The organism is Clostridium sartagoforme, from assembly GCF_004794105.1.
In the GTDB taxonomy this organism is placed as follows: Bacteria; Bacillota; Clostridia; order Clostridiales; family Clostridiaceae; genus Clostridium; species Clostridium sartagoforme_B.
Window position 1 is genome coordinate 1 of record NZ_SRYR01000011.1, and the last position, 16,400, is coordinate 16,400.

10 protein-coding genes and 1 riboswitch are annotated in these 16,400 nt (G+C 29.7%); of the genes, 3 read left to right on the plus strand and 7 right to left on the minus strand.

What is annotated here, in order from left to right; translation table 11 throughout:
- Positions 1–62: 62 nt before the first annotated feature.
- The 4 genes from E5347_RS14230 to E5347_RS14245 form a co-directional block, all read right to left on the minus strand.
- Positions 63–476, minus strand: a complete 414-nt coding sequence (locus E5347_RS14230; RefSeq protein WP_136007902.1) for a PTS sugar transporter subunit IIA — start codon at positions 474–476, stop codon at positions 63–65.
- A 212-nt stretch (positions 477–688) separates the two neighbouring features.
- Positions 689–3,412, minus strand: a complete 2,724-nt coding sequence (locus tag E5347_RS14235; RefSeq protein ID WP_136007903.1) for a sigma 54-interacting transcriptional regulator — start codon at positions 3,410–3,412, stop codon at positions 689–691.
- 230 nt (positions 3,413–3,642) lie between these two features.
- Positions 3,643–5,367, minus strand: a complete 1,725-nt coding sequence (locus E5347_RS14240) for a Na+/H+ antiporter NhaC family protein (RefSeq protein ID WP_136007904.1) — start codon at positions 5,365–5,367, stop codon at positions 3,643–3,645.
- Positions 5,368–5,530: 163 nt separating this feature from the next.
- A riboswitch (Lysine riboswitch) is annotated at positions 5,531–5,707 on the minus strand.
- Positions 5,708–5,905: 198 nt separating this feature from the next.
- Complete coding sequence (locus tag E5347_RS14245) at positions 5,906–6,484, minus strand: TetR/AcrR family transcriptional regulator (RefSeq protein WP_136007905.1); 579 nt, start codon at positions 6,482–6,484, stop codon at positions 5,906–5,908.
- A gap of 184 nt (positions 6,485–6,668) precedes the next feature.
- Between E5347_RS14245 and E5347_RS14250 the strand changes: the two genes are divergently transcribed.
- Positions 6,669–9,341, plus strand: a complete 2,673-nt coding sequence (locus tag E5347_RS14250; RefSeq protein WP_136007906.1) for a YhgE/Pip domain-containing protein — start codon at positions 6,669–6,671, stop codon at positions 9,339–9,341.
- A gap of 126 nt (positions 9,342–9,467) precedes the next feature.
- On the opposite strand, the gene E5347_RS14255 is transcribed toward E5347_RS14250, so the two are convergent.
- On the minus strand, positions 9,468–10,511 hold the full coding sequence (locus E5347_RS14255; RefSeq protein WP_136007907.1) for an aldose epimerase family protein: 1,044 nt from the start codon (positions 10,509–10,511) through the stop codon (positions 9,468–9,470).
- A 184-nt stretch (positions 10,512–10,695) separates the two neighbouring features.
- On the opposite strand from E5347_RS14255, the gene E5347_RS14260 reads away from it, so the two are divergent.
- Both E5347_RS14260 and E5347_RS14265 read left to right on the plus strand, forming a co-directional pair.
- Positions 10,696–11,871, plus strand: coding sequence for a galactokinase (locus E5347_RS14260; protein ID WP_136007908.1), 1,176 nt, complete (start codon positions 10,696–10,698; stop codon positions 11,869–11,871).
- 26 nt (positions 11,872–11,897) lie between these two features.
- Positions 11,898–12,923, plus strand: a complete 1,026-nt coding sequence (locus E5347_RS14265) for a LacI family DNA-binding transcriptional regulator (RefSeq protein WP_136007909.1) — start codon at positions 11,898–11,900, stop codon at positions 12,921–12,923.
- Between the two features lie 188 nt (positions 12,924–13,111).
- Here E5347_RS14265 and E5347_RS14270 read toward each other — a convergent pair whose 3' ends face one another.
- Positions 13,112–15,058 carry an FAD-dependent oxidoreductase gene (locus E5347_RS14270; protein ID WP_136007910.1) on the minus strand — a complete coding sequence of 649 codons (1,947 nt, stop codon included), beginning with the start codon at positions 15,056–15,058 and terminating at the stop codon, positions 13,112–13,114.
- A gap of 180 nt (positions 15,059–15,238) precedes the next feature.
- Complete coding sequence (locus E5347_RS14275; RefSeq protein WP_136007911.1) at positions 15,239–16,306, minus strand: helix-turn-helix transcriptional regulator; 1,068 nt, start codon at positions 16,304–16,306, stop codon at positions 15,239–15,241.
- Between the last annotated feature and the right edge of the window lie 94 nt (positions 16,307–16,400).

A 16,400-nucleotide genomic window follows, 5' to 3' on the forward strand; every position in this document is an offset into this window, starting at 1 on the left:
GTAATCCAAGCACAATGATTTGCCATAATTGTATTTGCATTTATTATTCCTCCTTAAACTTACTATTCGTCATCTTCTGATGAGGTAGCTTTTTCTGGACTCATTACAGCCCCTTTAGCTGATTCTTTTAAAGATTCTATTGTTTCACTTAAAGTACTACTTCTTGAAAGACTAGCTTCGATTACTAGAGGTAAGTTAACACCTGCTATAATCTCTACATTTTTATATTTACTCTTAATCTCCAACATTGAAATATTAAAAGGTGTTCCTCCAAATAAATCAACTAATACTAAAAGTTCTTTACCTTCTTCATAACAGTCCTCTACTGCTTTACTTACTTTTTCTTTAAATTCTTCAACTCCACTTTCAGTTAAACCCACAGCATAAACATCTTCTACATCGCCAGTAAACATTTTTAAAGTTTCTTTTAAAGCTGATGCAAGAGGTCCATGGGTAACAATCATTAAATTGTACATCTTATCTCTCCTACTCTGTCCTCTTTATTTTAGTTACTTTTATATAAAGCAATTAGCATGCCAACTTTTAATAAACACTTTTTAAATTAATGAAATTAGCTAAAATAGCCACTTTGTAAGTTTATTAAATATTTAGTGTCCAGGATTGTCTTTAGTGTCCTATCTATATACGCAAAAAAGCTATGACACAAACAAATTGTGTCATAGCTTTTCTATAATTCGACTTTTCCTATTCTACTTTCAATTATAGTTTGAATAATAAAGATTTCTCTTAATGGTATTTCTAAATTATATTCATTAACTATTGAAGAAAAAATAGATTTTGATATTTCAATAAACTTACTGAACTCATTCTTATATTTTTCTTCCTGATCATCCTCAAATTCTAACCCTTGCTTAAGCATTACTCTTTCAATTAATACACTAATATGAATATATAATGTCATTTTTAAATCAACTGAAAATGATTGTCCAATTATTCTTTCATAATTAATTATAATATTTTCAACTTCATTTATAATCTTCTTAGGATTAAGGATTGTCATTCTTGAAATAAGGTTGTCCATAGAAAACATCTTTATTAAATCTTGCCTAATGCTATCAATATTCTTTTGTAATATTACATCTTTTAAGACTTCAATTAATAATTCATCCTTGTCTCCACTTATCAGTTCTTGAAGAAGTATAGTATTAACCCCTTCTATTTCGAGCTTCGTTGTACTTATAATAAGCTTAACATCATAATCAGTAAATATTTTGTCTCCCTTACCCTTTAGATTAAGATTATTATATTCATACTCCTTAACTTCTATATTAGCATCACCTATGCATTCCTGTAGTAATTTTTTCAGCTTAACAGCTGTACCTATTCCAGAAATACATGTTGTAATAATAGCTTTTTTCTTTTCTTTAGCCTTTATATATTTACACATTAAAGTATTATGTTTCTCTATTCCTGAAATCATACTTTCAACATCTTGTCCATTTATAATTCTACCAGCGATATCTAAGGCGATATTAGTAGTTATATTATTTATAATACCTAAATCACCCTCCATTATATCTTCTAATTCATCATTTATATTTACTAATGAACCCATATCAACTAATATAATTGTTCCTTTTGATGTCCCAATCTTGCTTATATAATTCTTTATCTTATTCTTTACTTCTATTGGTGAAATATCTATTGGCATATCAAAGGCTTCAAATATAAATTGTCCATATAGTTGATTAGCAACACTAGCTATACTACTAGCAGTTGAATATCCATGGGCTACAATTAAGGCATTTATTTCAGTTGATTCATTACTCATCATACTAAATATATATAATATTATTATTAATTTAACTCTTATATCTAAGGTATAATCTAAATTATTTTGAAGGTTTACTATTATTTTTTCTGCTACTATAAGAGATTTACTTAATTCCCTACTTATTAAGCTTTTTAACTTTTCTATTCTAATATCATTTTCTATATCATCACTATTAAAGGAATTATTCCTTTGATATAGTAAAACCTTTGATAATACACGAGAAGTATTGCCATAGTATTTTATACCATATGTAGCCTCTATTACTTTTAAAGTATTTTCTACTGTCTCTAAATAAATATTTTTAACTACATCATTATCTTCTTGCTCATCTTCATCGTATACAATTAACTCTAAGCTTTTATTTAACTCCATAGTTAAGTTCTTTCTTAGCTCATCTATAGATAATGAATGACTTTCATAAGATTCAAGTAGATTTTCTACTATGTCAATCATCTCATTTAGCCTATTTTTTCTATCATTACTAACCATATTAATTTGGCTAATATCCTCATCATCTTTATTAACATTCATATATTCTTCAAAATAATATTGCTTAACCTTTAAGTTCATATTATCATCATATACTTGCAAATGATCTTTTCTAATAAAGATTACCTCTTCATTCTTTTGTTCTTTATATGCTAAGGCACAACAGAACTTAACAATATTTTTTAAACTTCCTACATTTCCACCTTTTTTCTGAGAAAGAATATAATTTATAACTCTTCTAGCTACCTTTATATTCTTGTCTATTTCTATAGCCTCACTTTTAAAGAATTTATAAATCATTGTTAATCTTTCATCTATAGGTCTTTCATCTAGCCTTGGAATATTTATTTTAAGTGGTATTCTTCTAGTAAATGTTTGTAATAAAGCTTGATTTGGATTTTCTGTCGTAGCAAAAATAAACCTTACTGATGCTTTTCTTTCTGCTTTTCCTTCTCCTAACCTTTTAAATACTCCCTTGTCCATAAATACAAATAGTTTTTCTTGTCCCTCTGCAGATAATCTATGAACTTCATCTAAAAATAGATATCCACCATCAGCTAACTCTAATGCTCCAATATGATCCTTATCAGCTCCAGTAAAACTTCCCTTAATGTAACCAAATAAATTAGCAGAAAGTAATTCTGGGTTATCAGCATAATCAGCACAGTTAAATACTATGTATGGTGCTCCTTTTTTTATTATCTCCTCATCTTCAGCATATCTATGTAATAAACTAGCTATATAACTTTTTCCTACTCCACTATCACCAGTTAATAATACGGACATATCCTTACTAGGATAATAAACAGCTGCTTTACATTTTTCTATAGTTTCTCTTAAACTTCCATTGTATCCCACCAATTCCTTGAATACATCGTTTTCATTTTCTTTTAAAAAAATAGATTGTGAGTTCATTATATATGTAAATAATACAGGCCTTGTCTTAGATTTAGTTGCTTTCTTTTCTTCAACCAATTCATTTAAATATTGACTTACAATATTTCTTCTCAAATTAAGACTATCTGAAATTTCAATAGTAGTTACACCCTTAAAATCATCATTGCCTATTAGGCTTTCAGTTAGTTCTCTTAATTTTAACTCTACTTTTTTCTTGTTACTTACTATCATTTGAGTATCTCCCCCTATGATTCTTTAGTTAAATATAAGCCTAAAAATTTTTATAAATCAAATTATACATCATATTATTACTTAATAAAAGTAAATGTTAACATTAAAATAAATATATCTAAAATATGTAACTAGTTCCCATAACTCGCTGAAATAAAAAAGAAACTCAGCTTTTGCTGAGTTTCAACATAAATTTTTAACTATAAATTACACCTATTTTATCAAGAAACTTATTTGCTTTCCTCTACTTTTTTACCTAATATCTGAACTCCTAAGAATGTTGCAAGTAAAGCTATTGGTAATACTATATACCACTGAATTCCAAATCCTGCAGGTATATATCCGAATACTATAGTTATTCCAGCTACAAATAATGCATACCACATTTGAGTATTAACGTGAGCTATATGGTTACATCCTGCTCCCATAGATGAAAGAATAGTTGTATCTGAAATTGGAGAACAGTGGTCACCAAAAATTGCTCCAGTTAAAACTGCACTTGTACTAACTATTACAAATCCCATATCTGGATTCATAGAATGAGCTAGTGGTATAGCCAAAGGCATTAATATTCCCATTGTTCCATAAGCTGTTCCTGTTGCAAAGGAAATTACAGAGCCTAAAATAAATATTATTGTTGGAAGTAGGAAGTTTGGTAATGATCCTGATAGCATATTAACTAAATATTTTGCTGTTCCTAAATCCTTAATTACTGAGCTTAATGACCATGCTAGTAATAATATTACTCCAGTTATTAATAGAGGCTTCATTCCATCTATCCAAGTATCTATAGCTTCTGAAAGAGTAAATATCTTCTTATAAACTCCCATTGCAATTGCTACTATACTTGCAATTAATGCTGATTGGAATAATGCAACAGATGCATCAGATGCACTAAATGCCTCTTGTATAGCCTTAAATGATATTGGAGAATTAGTCATTATTTCTTGAACTGCTACATTTTCTCCAGCCATAATTGAAGAGTAACCACTGTAATAGAAGCAAATTAATGCTGTTACTACTAAAACTCCTATAGGTATTATTGCATTCCATATGCTAAGCTTTATCCCTTCTTTAGGTTCAAGTTCTGAATGATCCATCTTTGAAGACTCATCAGCAGACTCTTCTTTATTTAAATCTGCTCTTCTGGCTGCAATTTCAGCCTTATACATAGGTCCAAAATCCTTAAGTAATAATGAAGTTATAAATACAAAGGCCAAAATTAAAATATTATAAAATCTATATGGAATAGTTTCTAAAAATACTCCAAAAGCATCAACTTCAATTCCAAGTCCATTAGTAAATGCATCATTTATTAATCCTACTTCTAGTCCTATCCAAGTTGATACTATTGCTAAACCTGCAATAGGAGCTGCTGTTGCATCTATAATAAAAGCTAATCTTTCTCTTGAAATCTTCATCTTATCTGCAACTGGTTTCATTATAGGTCCAACTATTAGTGAATTTGCATAATCATCAAAGAAAACTGCAAGACCAAGTAATAATGTAACTAATTGTGTACTTTTAGCAGTCTTTGCTTTTCTAGCTAGTGCTTCAGCAACTGCCTTTGCTCCACCCATTTTGGCTACTAAGTGGATAACACCTCCAATTACTAATACTTGAAGTATTATCCCTGCATTCCAAGGATCTGCTAGTGAGTTTAGAGCTCTAGATACAAAATCTAAAAATGCTTGAATTAAAGCACCAACAAATGAATGATCAACTAAACTAACTAAAAATGTACCTGCTAAGGTTCCTACAAATAATGAAATAATAACATTTTTAGTTATAAAAGCTAATACTATCGCCACAATTGGTGGTATTAATGTTAAAAATCCATAATGTTCTGCATTAGATGTTGCAATATCAACTTCAGATGCAAATACAACTGATGTTGATAATAAAACCATCATCATCGTCATAATAATAATTTTAAAATTTCTTTTGTTGTTCATGTTGTTCCCCCCTGTTATAAGTGTAAATAACTAAAAGGTAGCATCTAAAAAAGTGAAATACCAAGTCTAGCTTATACTAATTATAGTCTTAGTCAAAGCTACACCAGATATTCCACCTTTTATTATTTAAACAAATTTAAATTCTTTTTAAAAAGTAAAATTCTCTAATGATAGCTCTCCACAAAATAAACTTTGTGACAGTGTTATATATATTATATATAACCCCAGCGACATGATATTAAAGCATTAATCATACGCTTCGGCAATATTCCCTTTCCTATTAACTCATCGTGCTTACCTCATTAATAGTACTCTTTAATACTGCACCTCTACCTCGTTATTATTTACATTCAATTTCCATATGTATTATACATTCTTAATACTAGTTTTACAACCTTATCCAAGTATAATTAAATTGGTTATTCTTGCTATTATTATCATATCCTCTTGATTACTATATTATATGACTACTTTCCATTATTCAAATTATTAATATACTTTATACTTATTATTTAAAATAATTATTTTAATATTTTTATTAATTAATTAAATTTACTGATTTTAATCCATTTAAAATTATATTTTCTGTTAACATTGCCATATATTCTGGTGATTCCTTAAGTCCATTCTTAAGCCAATAATCTATCAATCCTATGGCTCCATATAAAATAAATGAATAATATTTATCAAAAAGATCCTTATCATTCTTTTTTAAAATATTAGACCAGTCACTATAACCTTTTTCATATATTACAGATACTATTTTTTTCATAAAAGCCATATCTCCTCTTTCACAAAGAATAACTATGCAAAAATCGCTATTTTTTGCTATAAAAGTAAATATATCTTTCAATATAGGTTTTGTTTCAATCTTATCTGGAGAAATTTCATAAGATAATATCATATCTTGAAATTCCTCAAAGAGTTCCTTCTCTATTTCACTTAGCATATGAAAAACATCTTTATAGTGCAAATAAAAAGTTCCCCTATTTATATCTGCTGTTTCACAAAGCTCTTTTACAGTAATAGAATTTATACTCTTCTCCTGCATAAGACTTATTAAGCTTTTCTTTAATACATCTTTTGTTTTTCTTATTCTTCTATCTTTATTAATCATAAAATACCCCTTTCTGAACACTATTAATATCAAATGTTCATTAATGAACTATTTGAGCAACATTGATTATTGCCTTTAACCCTTACTGTAATTATAATAAATATTAAATTAAAAAACAACACCGTGTTCAATAATGCGCATGTGTTGTATTATCAAAGGCAAAAGAAAATAGGAAGGTGATATTATGGATGAATTAAAAGAAGACAAATCACAATTATTTAAAATTATCAAATTTATCGCAGTTATAGCAGTAATATTAATTCCAACGATTTATACTACTGTTTTCTTAGGCTCAATGTGGGATCCTTATGGAAATGTCGATAAACTACCTGTAGCTGTAGTAAATTTAGATGAATCCTGTAATTATAATGGCGAAGAATTAGCTGTTGGAGATGAGCTTGTTAAAAATCTTAAAGAGGATGCTTCTCTTGATTTTAATTTTGTAGATGAAGAAACAGCTCAGATAGGATTAGACAATGGATCTTATTATATGATAATTACAATCCCTGAAAACTTCTCTTATAATGCCACAACTCTTTTAGAGGATAATCCTCTAAAAATGGAATTGAAATATAAGACAAACCCAGGAAAAAATTATATTGCTTCTAAAATGAGTGAATCAGCAATTCAAAAGATTACAACTTCTGTAGAAAATAGCGTTACTGAAGTTTATGCTAAATCTGTTTTTGATGAATTATCTTCAATAGGAGATCAGCTATCTGATGCTGCTGATGGTGCCTCTCAAATAAATGAAGGATTAACATCATTAAAAGAAGGTTCTGATACTATAGGCTCAAACTTAAAACTTCTTTATGATAGTAGTTTAACCTTCACAGATGGAATAAACACATATGAAGCAGGAATCAACGATTATTTATCTGCTGTAGATAAAATACACGATGGTTCTAAAAGCTTAAATGCAGGAATCAGCACATTAAATGATAAATCTTCAACTCTTGCTGAAGGAGTTAGCAGTCTTAATGCTGGTGCTAATAACCTATATTCAGGTTTACAAAGCTATACTTTAGGCGTAGCCTCATTAGGAGATGGTGCTTCCAAACTTAATTCAAATTCTAGTAATTTATTATCAGGTGCTGATAATCTAAATTCTGGAGTATCAGATTTACAAAAAGGAAGTGAAAGTCTTCTTGGTGGATTAAATGCTTTATCTTCTTCTTTAAAGACTTCAGTTAATGATGAAAACAATAAAAACATCAAAACTTTAACTACTTCTTTAGATAGCCTAAATTTAGGTATTAATACTATTAACAATGCTATTCAAAATAGTTCAAGTGATAATTTAACATCTGATTTTACATCTTTAGGAAAAAACTTATATAATGTAGGAACTTCAGTTAAAAATTCTTCAACCTACATTAATGAACTTAAAACAAAAATTGCTGAGACTAAAGAGGCCCCTTGGTTTAAAGCTTTAGACAAGGCTACTCAGGAAGAGATTATAAATGGTCTATCTTCCCCTCTAACTAATTTAAGTAATGAATTAAATAATATAGCCACAGAAACCTCATCAGCATCTAATAATTTAAACTCAGCTGTAAATGGAGTATCTACTATTTCTAGCCAAGTCAATGAAGCAAAAACAGCTTTAGGATCTATTGCTAGTAATTCAGATATACTTACTGATAAAGCTAAAACTACTGTAAATAGCTTATATTCAGGTCTTGAAAAGGTAGAAACTGCTTTAGATAATCAAATAATACCTGGAGCTAAAGCTATAAATTCTGGTATAACTTCTTTAAAGAATGGTAGTGAAATCTTATCTTCTGGAATTGGAAGTTATACTGCTGGAGTTACTGAAATTTATAAAGGTGCTAATACGTTAAATTCAAATTCCAAGGCAATTGTAAGTGGTTCTGAAAGTTTAGCTAATGGAACAGCTACTTTAAATTCTTCAGTTCCAACCTTAACAAATGGAATTGGACAAATTGCTGACGGTTCAAATACCTTAGTACAAGGATTAAACACCTTATCAGAAAATAATGATTCACTAAGATCAGGAATTAGCACAATAAATTCAGCTTCTACATCTATTTCTAATGGAGCTTCTAAGCTTTATGATGGTTCTGTTGAATTAAGTAGTGGAGCTGATAAATTAAAAGATGGTTCAGGAACTTTAATGGAATCTCTTGAAGAAGGCTCAGAAACCATAAAAAGCACTAAATTATCTGATAAGTCAAAAGAAATGTTTGCTTCACCTGTAGAAGGTGTTGAATCAATAAATTCATATATAGCTAACAATGGTAATGCAATGGCAGCATATATGATGTGTGTAGGATTATGGGTAGGTTGCCTAGCCTTCTGCATATTATTCTCTACAGAAAAAGACCTTAAGAATGGAAAAGAAAATCCAAGAGCATTCTGGTCTAAGAAAGCATTAAAACTTTTATCCATAGCAATTATCCAAGCTGTAATTATGGTTAGTGCACTAAGATTATTTAATGGACTTGATCCAGCTTATATAGGTGAAACTTATTTAGTTGCCATAACTGCTTCCTTATCATTTATGGCTATTGTTTACTTGATGAATTTACTTTTAGGAAAAGTAGGAAGCTTTATTTTATTAGTATTTATGGTTTTACAATTAAGTGGTTCTGCAGGAACTTACCCAATAGAACTTTCAGATAGTTTCTTCAAAGCTATTCATAACTATATGCCATTTACCTATGCCGTAGATGGATTTAGAAATGGAATATCTACAGGATTATCAATAGTTCCTCAAATAACTGTTCTTTTAGTAATAGGTATTGTTTGCTCAATCCTTTCTGTAATTGTAGTAATTAAGAAAAATAAAAGCACTAAAACAACTCTACCTGAATTACTAGAAGCATCTATATAAAAATCTTGATAAATAAAATATTAAGAACCTATAGAGTAGAAATTATAAAATCTACCCTATAGGTTTTTTCTATTAAATTTCAGCTACTAGTATGCTCACTCTCATCTTATCCTACTACTTTAAACTCTATCTCCAATAAAACTTAAATACAGTAGTTGTACTATATTCCTGTCCTTCCCTTATCAAAGAATCCTCAATAAACCTATAATTCTCACCTACAGGTAAATTCTGTGTCTCAAAGCAAATTCCATCATACTTACTTTCTACATTTCCATTATCCAACTTCTTGTCCACAGGAAAATTAGTAGAATATATTACCACTGCTTTTCTATTTGTATACACTTCCATTATTCTTCCTGATATATCATCTTCAAGCTTAATATTATATCCCTGATCTTCTGTTAATACCCATGGATGATCATAGCCATTTGCTAATTCTAATTGCTTATTTATTTTTTCTATATCTTCTCCTACTTTTTTACTAGTATTAAAATCAAAAGGTGTCCCCTTAACATCAATTAAATTTCCAGTTAATGCAGAGTCCTCTCTTATAGTTGCAATCTTATCAGCTTTTACAGTTAGTCTTTGATCTAATATATTTCTCTTAATATTTCCAGATAAATTAAAATAACTATGGTTAGTCATATTTAATATGGTATCTTTATCACTTATTCCATTATTCTTTATTGAAAATTCATTTTCATTATTTAAAGAATATACTACTCTTAACTTAAGATTGCCTGGAAAACCTTCTTCACCATCCTTGCTAGAAGACTCTAGTATTAAACTTACTTCTTTATCATTAACTTCTATGGAATCATTCCAAACCTTTTTATTAAAGCCTTCATTTCCTCCATGAAGAGTATTTAATCCTTGATTCTTAGTTATTTCATAAACCTTCTCTCCTATTTTTATCTTACCATCAGCAATCCTTCCACTATTTCTTCCTACAATTGCTCCTGCATAGGATGTATCATCCATATAATCATTTAAGTCATTCCACCCTATAACTATATTTTCTGAAATTCCCTTTGAATCTGGCACTATAATATCTGTTATAATTCCACCTAATGTTAATATCTTTATTTCTATTCCATTATCATTACTAAGTGAATATTGTAATATTTTTTTACTATCATTTAGAGTTATCTCTTTTTTATCTATTCTCATAATTCTTCTCCATCCCCCTTCAGAAACCGCTTACTATATTTGTTCCTTATTAATAATAGTATAATCCTCCCCTTCTCCATTGTAAACATTTTAATAGTAATATTATTGAGAATATTTTCTAAAAAACTCTTTACTTCTTAATAGTAATCGCTTACTATTAAATTATAATAAAGGAGGTATTGAGATGACTGATTTAACAATTTTAAAAAATGATTTTTATAATACTTTTAATGCAAACTGTGAGGATATTTTCTTTTCACCTGGAAGAGTTAATTTAATTGGTGAGCACACAGATTATAACGGTGGTAATGTATTCCCTTGTGCTATTTCCTTTGGAACTTATGGTCTAGTTTCAAAAAGAAATGATAATAAGTTCTTGCTTCATTCTCTAAATTTTAAAGAATTAGGAACTATTGAATTTGATTTAAGTGAACTTGTTTATAACAAGGAACATGATTGGGCTAATTACCCTAAAGGTGTAATAAAGACTATTATTGATCATGGTTATAGCATACCAACTGGATTCAACATCCTTATTTATGGTGATATTCCTAATGGTTCAGGCTTATCTTCTTCTGCATCTATAGAAGTTTTAACAGCTACTATCTTAAATCACTACTTTAAATTAAATATAAGCAATGTTGATATAGCTAAAATAGCTCAAGAAGCTGAAAATAAATTTATCGGTGTTAACTGCGGCATAATGGATCAATTTTCTATATGTATGGGATTGAAAGATTCTGCCCTTCTTCTTGATTGTAATACATTGAAATATAAATATAGCCCTATCAATCTGGATGGATACAAACTAGTAATAGGTAATACTAATAAAAAACGCGGCCTTGCAGATTCAAAATATAACGAGAGACGTACTGAATGTGAAACTGCACTAAAGGAATTACAAACTGTTGTAAATATAAGTTCTTTAGGCGACTTAACTATAGATGAGTTTGAAAAATTTAAAGATTCAATAGCAGACTCCACTAGAATAAAAAGGGCTAAGCATGCTGTTTATGAAAATCAACGAACTTTAAAAGCTGTACAAGCACTTGAAGAAAATAAACTTGAGGAATTTGGTAAGCTCTTAAATGAATCTCATATTTCCTTAAGGGATGATTACGAAGTTACTGGAACTGAACTTGATACCCTTGTTTCTTTATCCTGGGATCAAAAGGATATTGTTTTAGGTGCAAGAATGACTGGTGCTGGTTTCGGTGGATGCACTGTAAACTTAGTTAAGTCTGATTCTATTGACGAGTTTATTGAATTTACTACAAGAGAATATGAAAAGAAAATTGGCTATAAACCTGACTTTTACATTGTAGATATTTCAGATGGCCCAAGAAAATTAAATTTATAAATACATTATAAGGTGGATTATTAATTATGAAAGTAACTATAGCAGAAGTCGCAGAAAGAGCTAACGTTTCCGTTGCTACAGTATCAAGGGTAATGAATGGAAATTACCCTGTAAAAGCTGAAACAAAGGAAAGTGTTCTTAAAGCAATAAAAGAACTTAAATATATACCTAATATGCAAGCTAGAGAACTAACTCAGCAAAAATCTTCTATAATAGGCGTAGTAGTTCCAAGTATAAGCAATATGTTTTTCCCAGCAGTAATTGACGGTATTGATAGTGCTCTTAAATCTAACTCACTATCTTTTATTCTTTGTCGTACTAATGATGATAAAGATGAGGAAATCAAATATGTTAGGGAATTAATCTCAAGAAATGTATCAGGTATAATAGTTATTAGTCCTAATTTAGAGAATGTGAAGTCTAAATTTTATGATGATATAGGAAGTCAAGTTCCAACTGTATTTGTTAATGGTTCTTCAACTTCTCCAAACGTTTCAACAGTCTGTAATGATGAAGCTATAGGTGCAAAAATTGCTTTAAACTATCTTTTGGAAAATAACCATAAGAATATATTATTCATTAGAGGTACTAATAGTTATTCCTATGATGTTAAAGAAGAGTGTTATACTGAATTCATGAAGAATATAGGTAATTTTAAAGAAGAGAATATCATTAATATAGGTTCTGGTAATAGTAGCGAAACTGTTAGTAACACCACTTCCATACTTTTAGATATTTTACAATCTACTAAAGCTACTGCTATATTTGCTTGTAATGACCTTATGGGGGTAGGGGCAATAAATGCATGTAAGAGATTAAATATTAATGTTCCTAACGATATGTCTATAATAGGTTTTGATAATATAGAACTTTGTAAATTTATAGAACCTAACTTAACTACTATAGACCAGAACATGTCTTTATTAGGTGAGAATGCAGCATCTTTACTACTTGAAAAGATTAATACTAATAATGAGTATAGTAAGAATATTATACTTAATAACGCATTAGTAAAAAGAGATACAGTTGCTACGCTTTCTGATAGTATCTAAAATTTTATATAATATATAAAAGGAGATAACTTTTGGGTTATCTCCTTTTCTGATATCTTAGTACCTACTTTTTATTTTAGGTGTTTACTTTTTCTTTCTACATATAGTTAAGCTTCCAGCTCTAATTTAATCTATTAAATAAAATTAAACTTTCTAAAGTTTACTAAAAATTATTAATATACTCTGTATTACAACTCTTTAGCAATATCATATCCTGCGTGAATAGCATCTTTTATTGTTCCAACATTGTTTGCGTCTCCTATAGTGTGATAAGGCATTTGAAGTTCCTTTAAGATATCAGCCAGTTTGGTATCTGTGCGGTAACCTACTGCAAAGATAAGTGTATCAGCATCAGAAATGCAGTGAATCTCACCGTCTTTGCTATAGTATATTTTATCTTCTTCTACCTTTTCAACTTTAGCGCTACAGATTAGCTCTATACCTTTTTTCATCATACGTTGTACAAGTAAACTTCTACCATGGCCTGTTTCTGTTGACATAATTTCTGGAGCCATTTCAATTACAGTAACTTTTCTGTCTCTAGGTAGACGATCGTAAACTAAAGGTGCTAGATAATCTGCAGTTTCACAACCTACAGAGCCACCCCCAATAATGACTATTTTACGGCCAGGGAAGGCTTTTCCACCTAGAATATCATCAGCAGTTGCCCAATGTTTAAATATTGTAAATGGTTGTATAACAATAGGGGAAGCACCATTACTGATAACCACTTCATAATCAGAAAATTCATTTTGCAATAAATCTTTATCAACTTTACATTTTAAACGTATTTGAACTCCAGCTTGTTCAAGTTTTCTAACCATATATTGCGTAACTTTTGAAAGCTCTTGCTTAGCAATTGGAACAGAAGCTATGTTTATAAGCCCGCCTAGTTCTTCATTTTCATCGCAAAGAACTACATGATGACCTCTTTTCTTTGCAACATAAGCTGCTTCCATACCAGAAGGTCCACCACCAATAACAAGAATTTTTTTCTTTATATTTGATAACTTAATAGTATCTTCATTTTCAATTTCTAGAGAAGGATTGATTGTGCAAGCTACACGATTTCCAAACATAATACCGTTCAAGCAACGAAGACATCCAATGCATGGACGTATATCCTTATCCATACCTTTTTCAGCCTTATTAGCAAATTCAGAATCACATAAATTAGCTCTTCCAATCATACAAATATCTGCCTTGCCATTGGCAATTAATTCATCAGCAATCCAAGGCTCTGTAATTCTTCCAACAGTAGCTATTGGAATTGAAGTATGTTTCTTGATTTCTTCTGATAATTTAGAGTGAGAACCTTGCTTTGTACCAGGTGCAGGTATTGAGCTACCACGCATGATAGTAGTTCCTCCAGATACATGAATCATATCAGCGCCAGCTTTTTCTAACTGTTTAGCAATATATATTCCATCGTTAAGGTTTAATCCTCCATCACAGTATTCATCACCAGAAATTCTTACATCAATGATGAAATCTTTTCCGCACATTTTTCGAACTTCTTCAATAACTTCTAGTGTTAATTTTAAACGGCCATTGATATCACCGCCATATTCATCAGTTCTTTTATTATATAGAGGAGATAAAAAACCTCCTAGTAAACCGTGGGCATGAGCAGCATGAATTTCAACACCATCTCCTCCAGCAGTTTTAATTCTTAAAGCTGCTTCACCAAATTGCTTGATAATAACTTTTAATTCTGGTATGGTTACTGCTCTTGGTGCTTCCTTTGCATAGGCAGGCCCAACATTTGATGGTGCAATTAAACGAGGTGTTCCTGGAATAGGGAAGGCCATGTAAGCAGGATGGAATAATTGAGGAATAATTTTTGCACCATACTTATGTACAGCCTCCGTTAACTTTTTCCAACCAGGAATATAAGAATCATCACTTATGGACATATCTCCAGGTAAATATGTATAAATAGGTTCAACAGTAGTTACTTCAGTTACAATAAGACCAACACCACCTTTTGCTCTTGCAGCGTAATGTTCAACTAAAGTATCTGTTACATAACCTTTATCTGCTAGATTTGTAGATATTGGTGGCATAAAAATACGATTTTTAACTGTGGTTTCACCAATTTTAATAGGTGAAAATAAATGACTATATTTTTTCATATCCTCATCTCCTTTTTCCTTGATGTTATCATATTATTCCATTATCATCCTTGTCCTAGCTTGATGTTAAAGGTTAAAATATGCCCTCATATTTAAAAATTAAAGGTGAAAGGAGATGATATTAAAGCAAAAAATGACTTGTAATAGAAAGTCACAAGGTGGATTTTAAGCTACCCAATATTAAACATTATCAATATCTATAATAATTTCATCATTACAATGAGTTATAGTGCTTCTTATATCTTTAGATTTTTGAATAGAACAAAGAATATGCCCTTCTTTCATCTCGATTTTTATACCATTATTTTCATAAATTATGTTTTCTGATTCTTCTAATAAGTGTTGAAGAAGCTGCCTTTGGTTATAATCTAAATACATTAATTGTTCTCTTTTATCTTCATTAAACTTAATATTATTGACAAACTTTTTGCGATAATGACTAGGAACAATTCCATAGAGTTCTTTAAAAGCTGTGGTATAGGCTTTAGAATTTGGCATCCCACAATCAGCAGCAATCTGCTCAATGGATTTTTTCCCTTCTAATAAAGATTCTATGGATTCACGGACTCTTACTAGAGCAACATATTTTACAAATGGAATACCTGTATACTTCTTAAAGAGCTTGGAAGTATATGAAATACTAAACATAAGTGTATTTGCTACATCACTTAAACGTAGATCCTCTTGATAATGGCTATCTATATACTGAATAGCTTTAATATAGTTTTCTCTATGAATAGACTGAAGAGGCAAACGTTCAATAGGGTACTGCATATGATTAGAAGTTATATAAACAATTTCCATCATTATTGTATTTAACTCAAGTAAATTATTATTACCACGTAACAAAACTCCAATTAATTTACCTATTTGAAGCTTTAATTTTTTCAATAATTTAAAATTATTATTGTCAGTGCAAACAATTGATTCGTAAGAATGCTTTATTTCTCCTATCATCGCTGATGGAAATAGAGAAAAATCAATATGTATAGTTAAAATCACATTTTCTTCTCTAGAATTTGGGCGAATTATATGAATATCATTTGGAGCAATGATTACTAGTTCATGTTCTTTAATTATATGAGAGAAGTTTTCTGTAATAACCTCATATTCTCCCTTTAAAACGTAGGCTATTTCTAAACTACTATGACGAGAAAATACTTGTCGGTTAAAGCTGTTAATACTTAAACTTAAAGGATATCCGAATTTTTGTCCCGAAAAATCATAATAATATTTCATATTTTGCATAAAAAACCTCCATTTATCTTAGCTGTAGATTTAATGTGTTTTTTTAATATTTAAAATTTATCTACTCCAATATTCTCTATTTATCATGTTATAT

Bases quoted from the DNA above. Each gene is read 5' to 3' on its own strand.
- E5347_RS14230 (WP_136007902.1), bottom strand. From the start codon at position 476: ATGTACAATTTAATGATTGTTACCCATGGACCTCTTGCATCAGCTTTA.
- E5347_RS14270 (WP_136007910.1), bottom strand. From the start codon at position 15,058: ATGAAAAAATATAGTCATTTATTTTCACCTATTAAAATTGGTGAAACC.
- E5347_RS14255 (WP_136007907.1), bottom strand. From the start codon at position 10,511: ATGAGAATAGATAAAAAAGAGATAACTCTAAATGATAGTAAAAAAATA.
- E5347_RS14260 (WP_136007908.1), top strand. From the start codon at position 10,696: ATGACTGATTTAACAATTTTAAAAAATGATTTTTATAATACTTTTAAT.
- E5347_RS14245 (WP_136007905.1), bottom strand. From the start codon at position 6,484: ATGATTAATAAAGATAGAAGAATAAGAAAAACAAAAGATGTATTAAAG.
- E5347_RS14265 (WP_136007909.1), top strand. From the start codon at position 11,898: ATGAAAGTAACTATAGCAGAAGTCGCAGAAAGAGCTAACGTTTCCGTT.
- E5347_RS14235 (WP_136007903.1), bottom strand. From the start codon at position 3,412: ATGATAGTAAGTAACAAGAAAAAAGTAGAGTTAAAATTAAGAGAACTA.
- E5347_RS14250 (WP_136007906.1), top strand. From the start codon at position 6,669: ATGGATGAATTAAAAGAAGACAAATCACAATTATTTAAAATTATCAAA.
- E5347_RS14275 (WP_136007911.1), bottom strand. From the start codon at position 16,306: ATGCAAAATATGAAATATTATTATGATTTTTCGGGACAAAAATTCGGA.
- E5347_RS14240 (WP_136007904.1), bottom strand. From the start codon at position 5,367: ATGAACAACAAAAGAAATTTTAAAATTATTATTATGACGATGATGATG.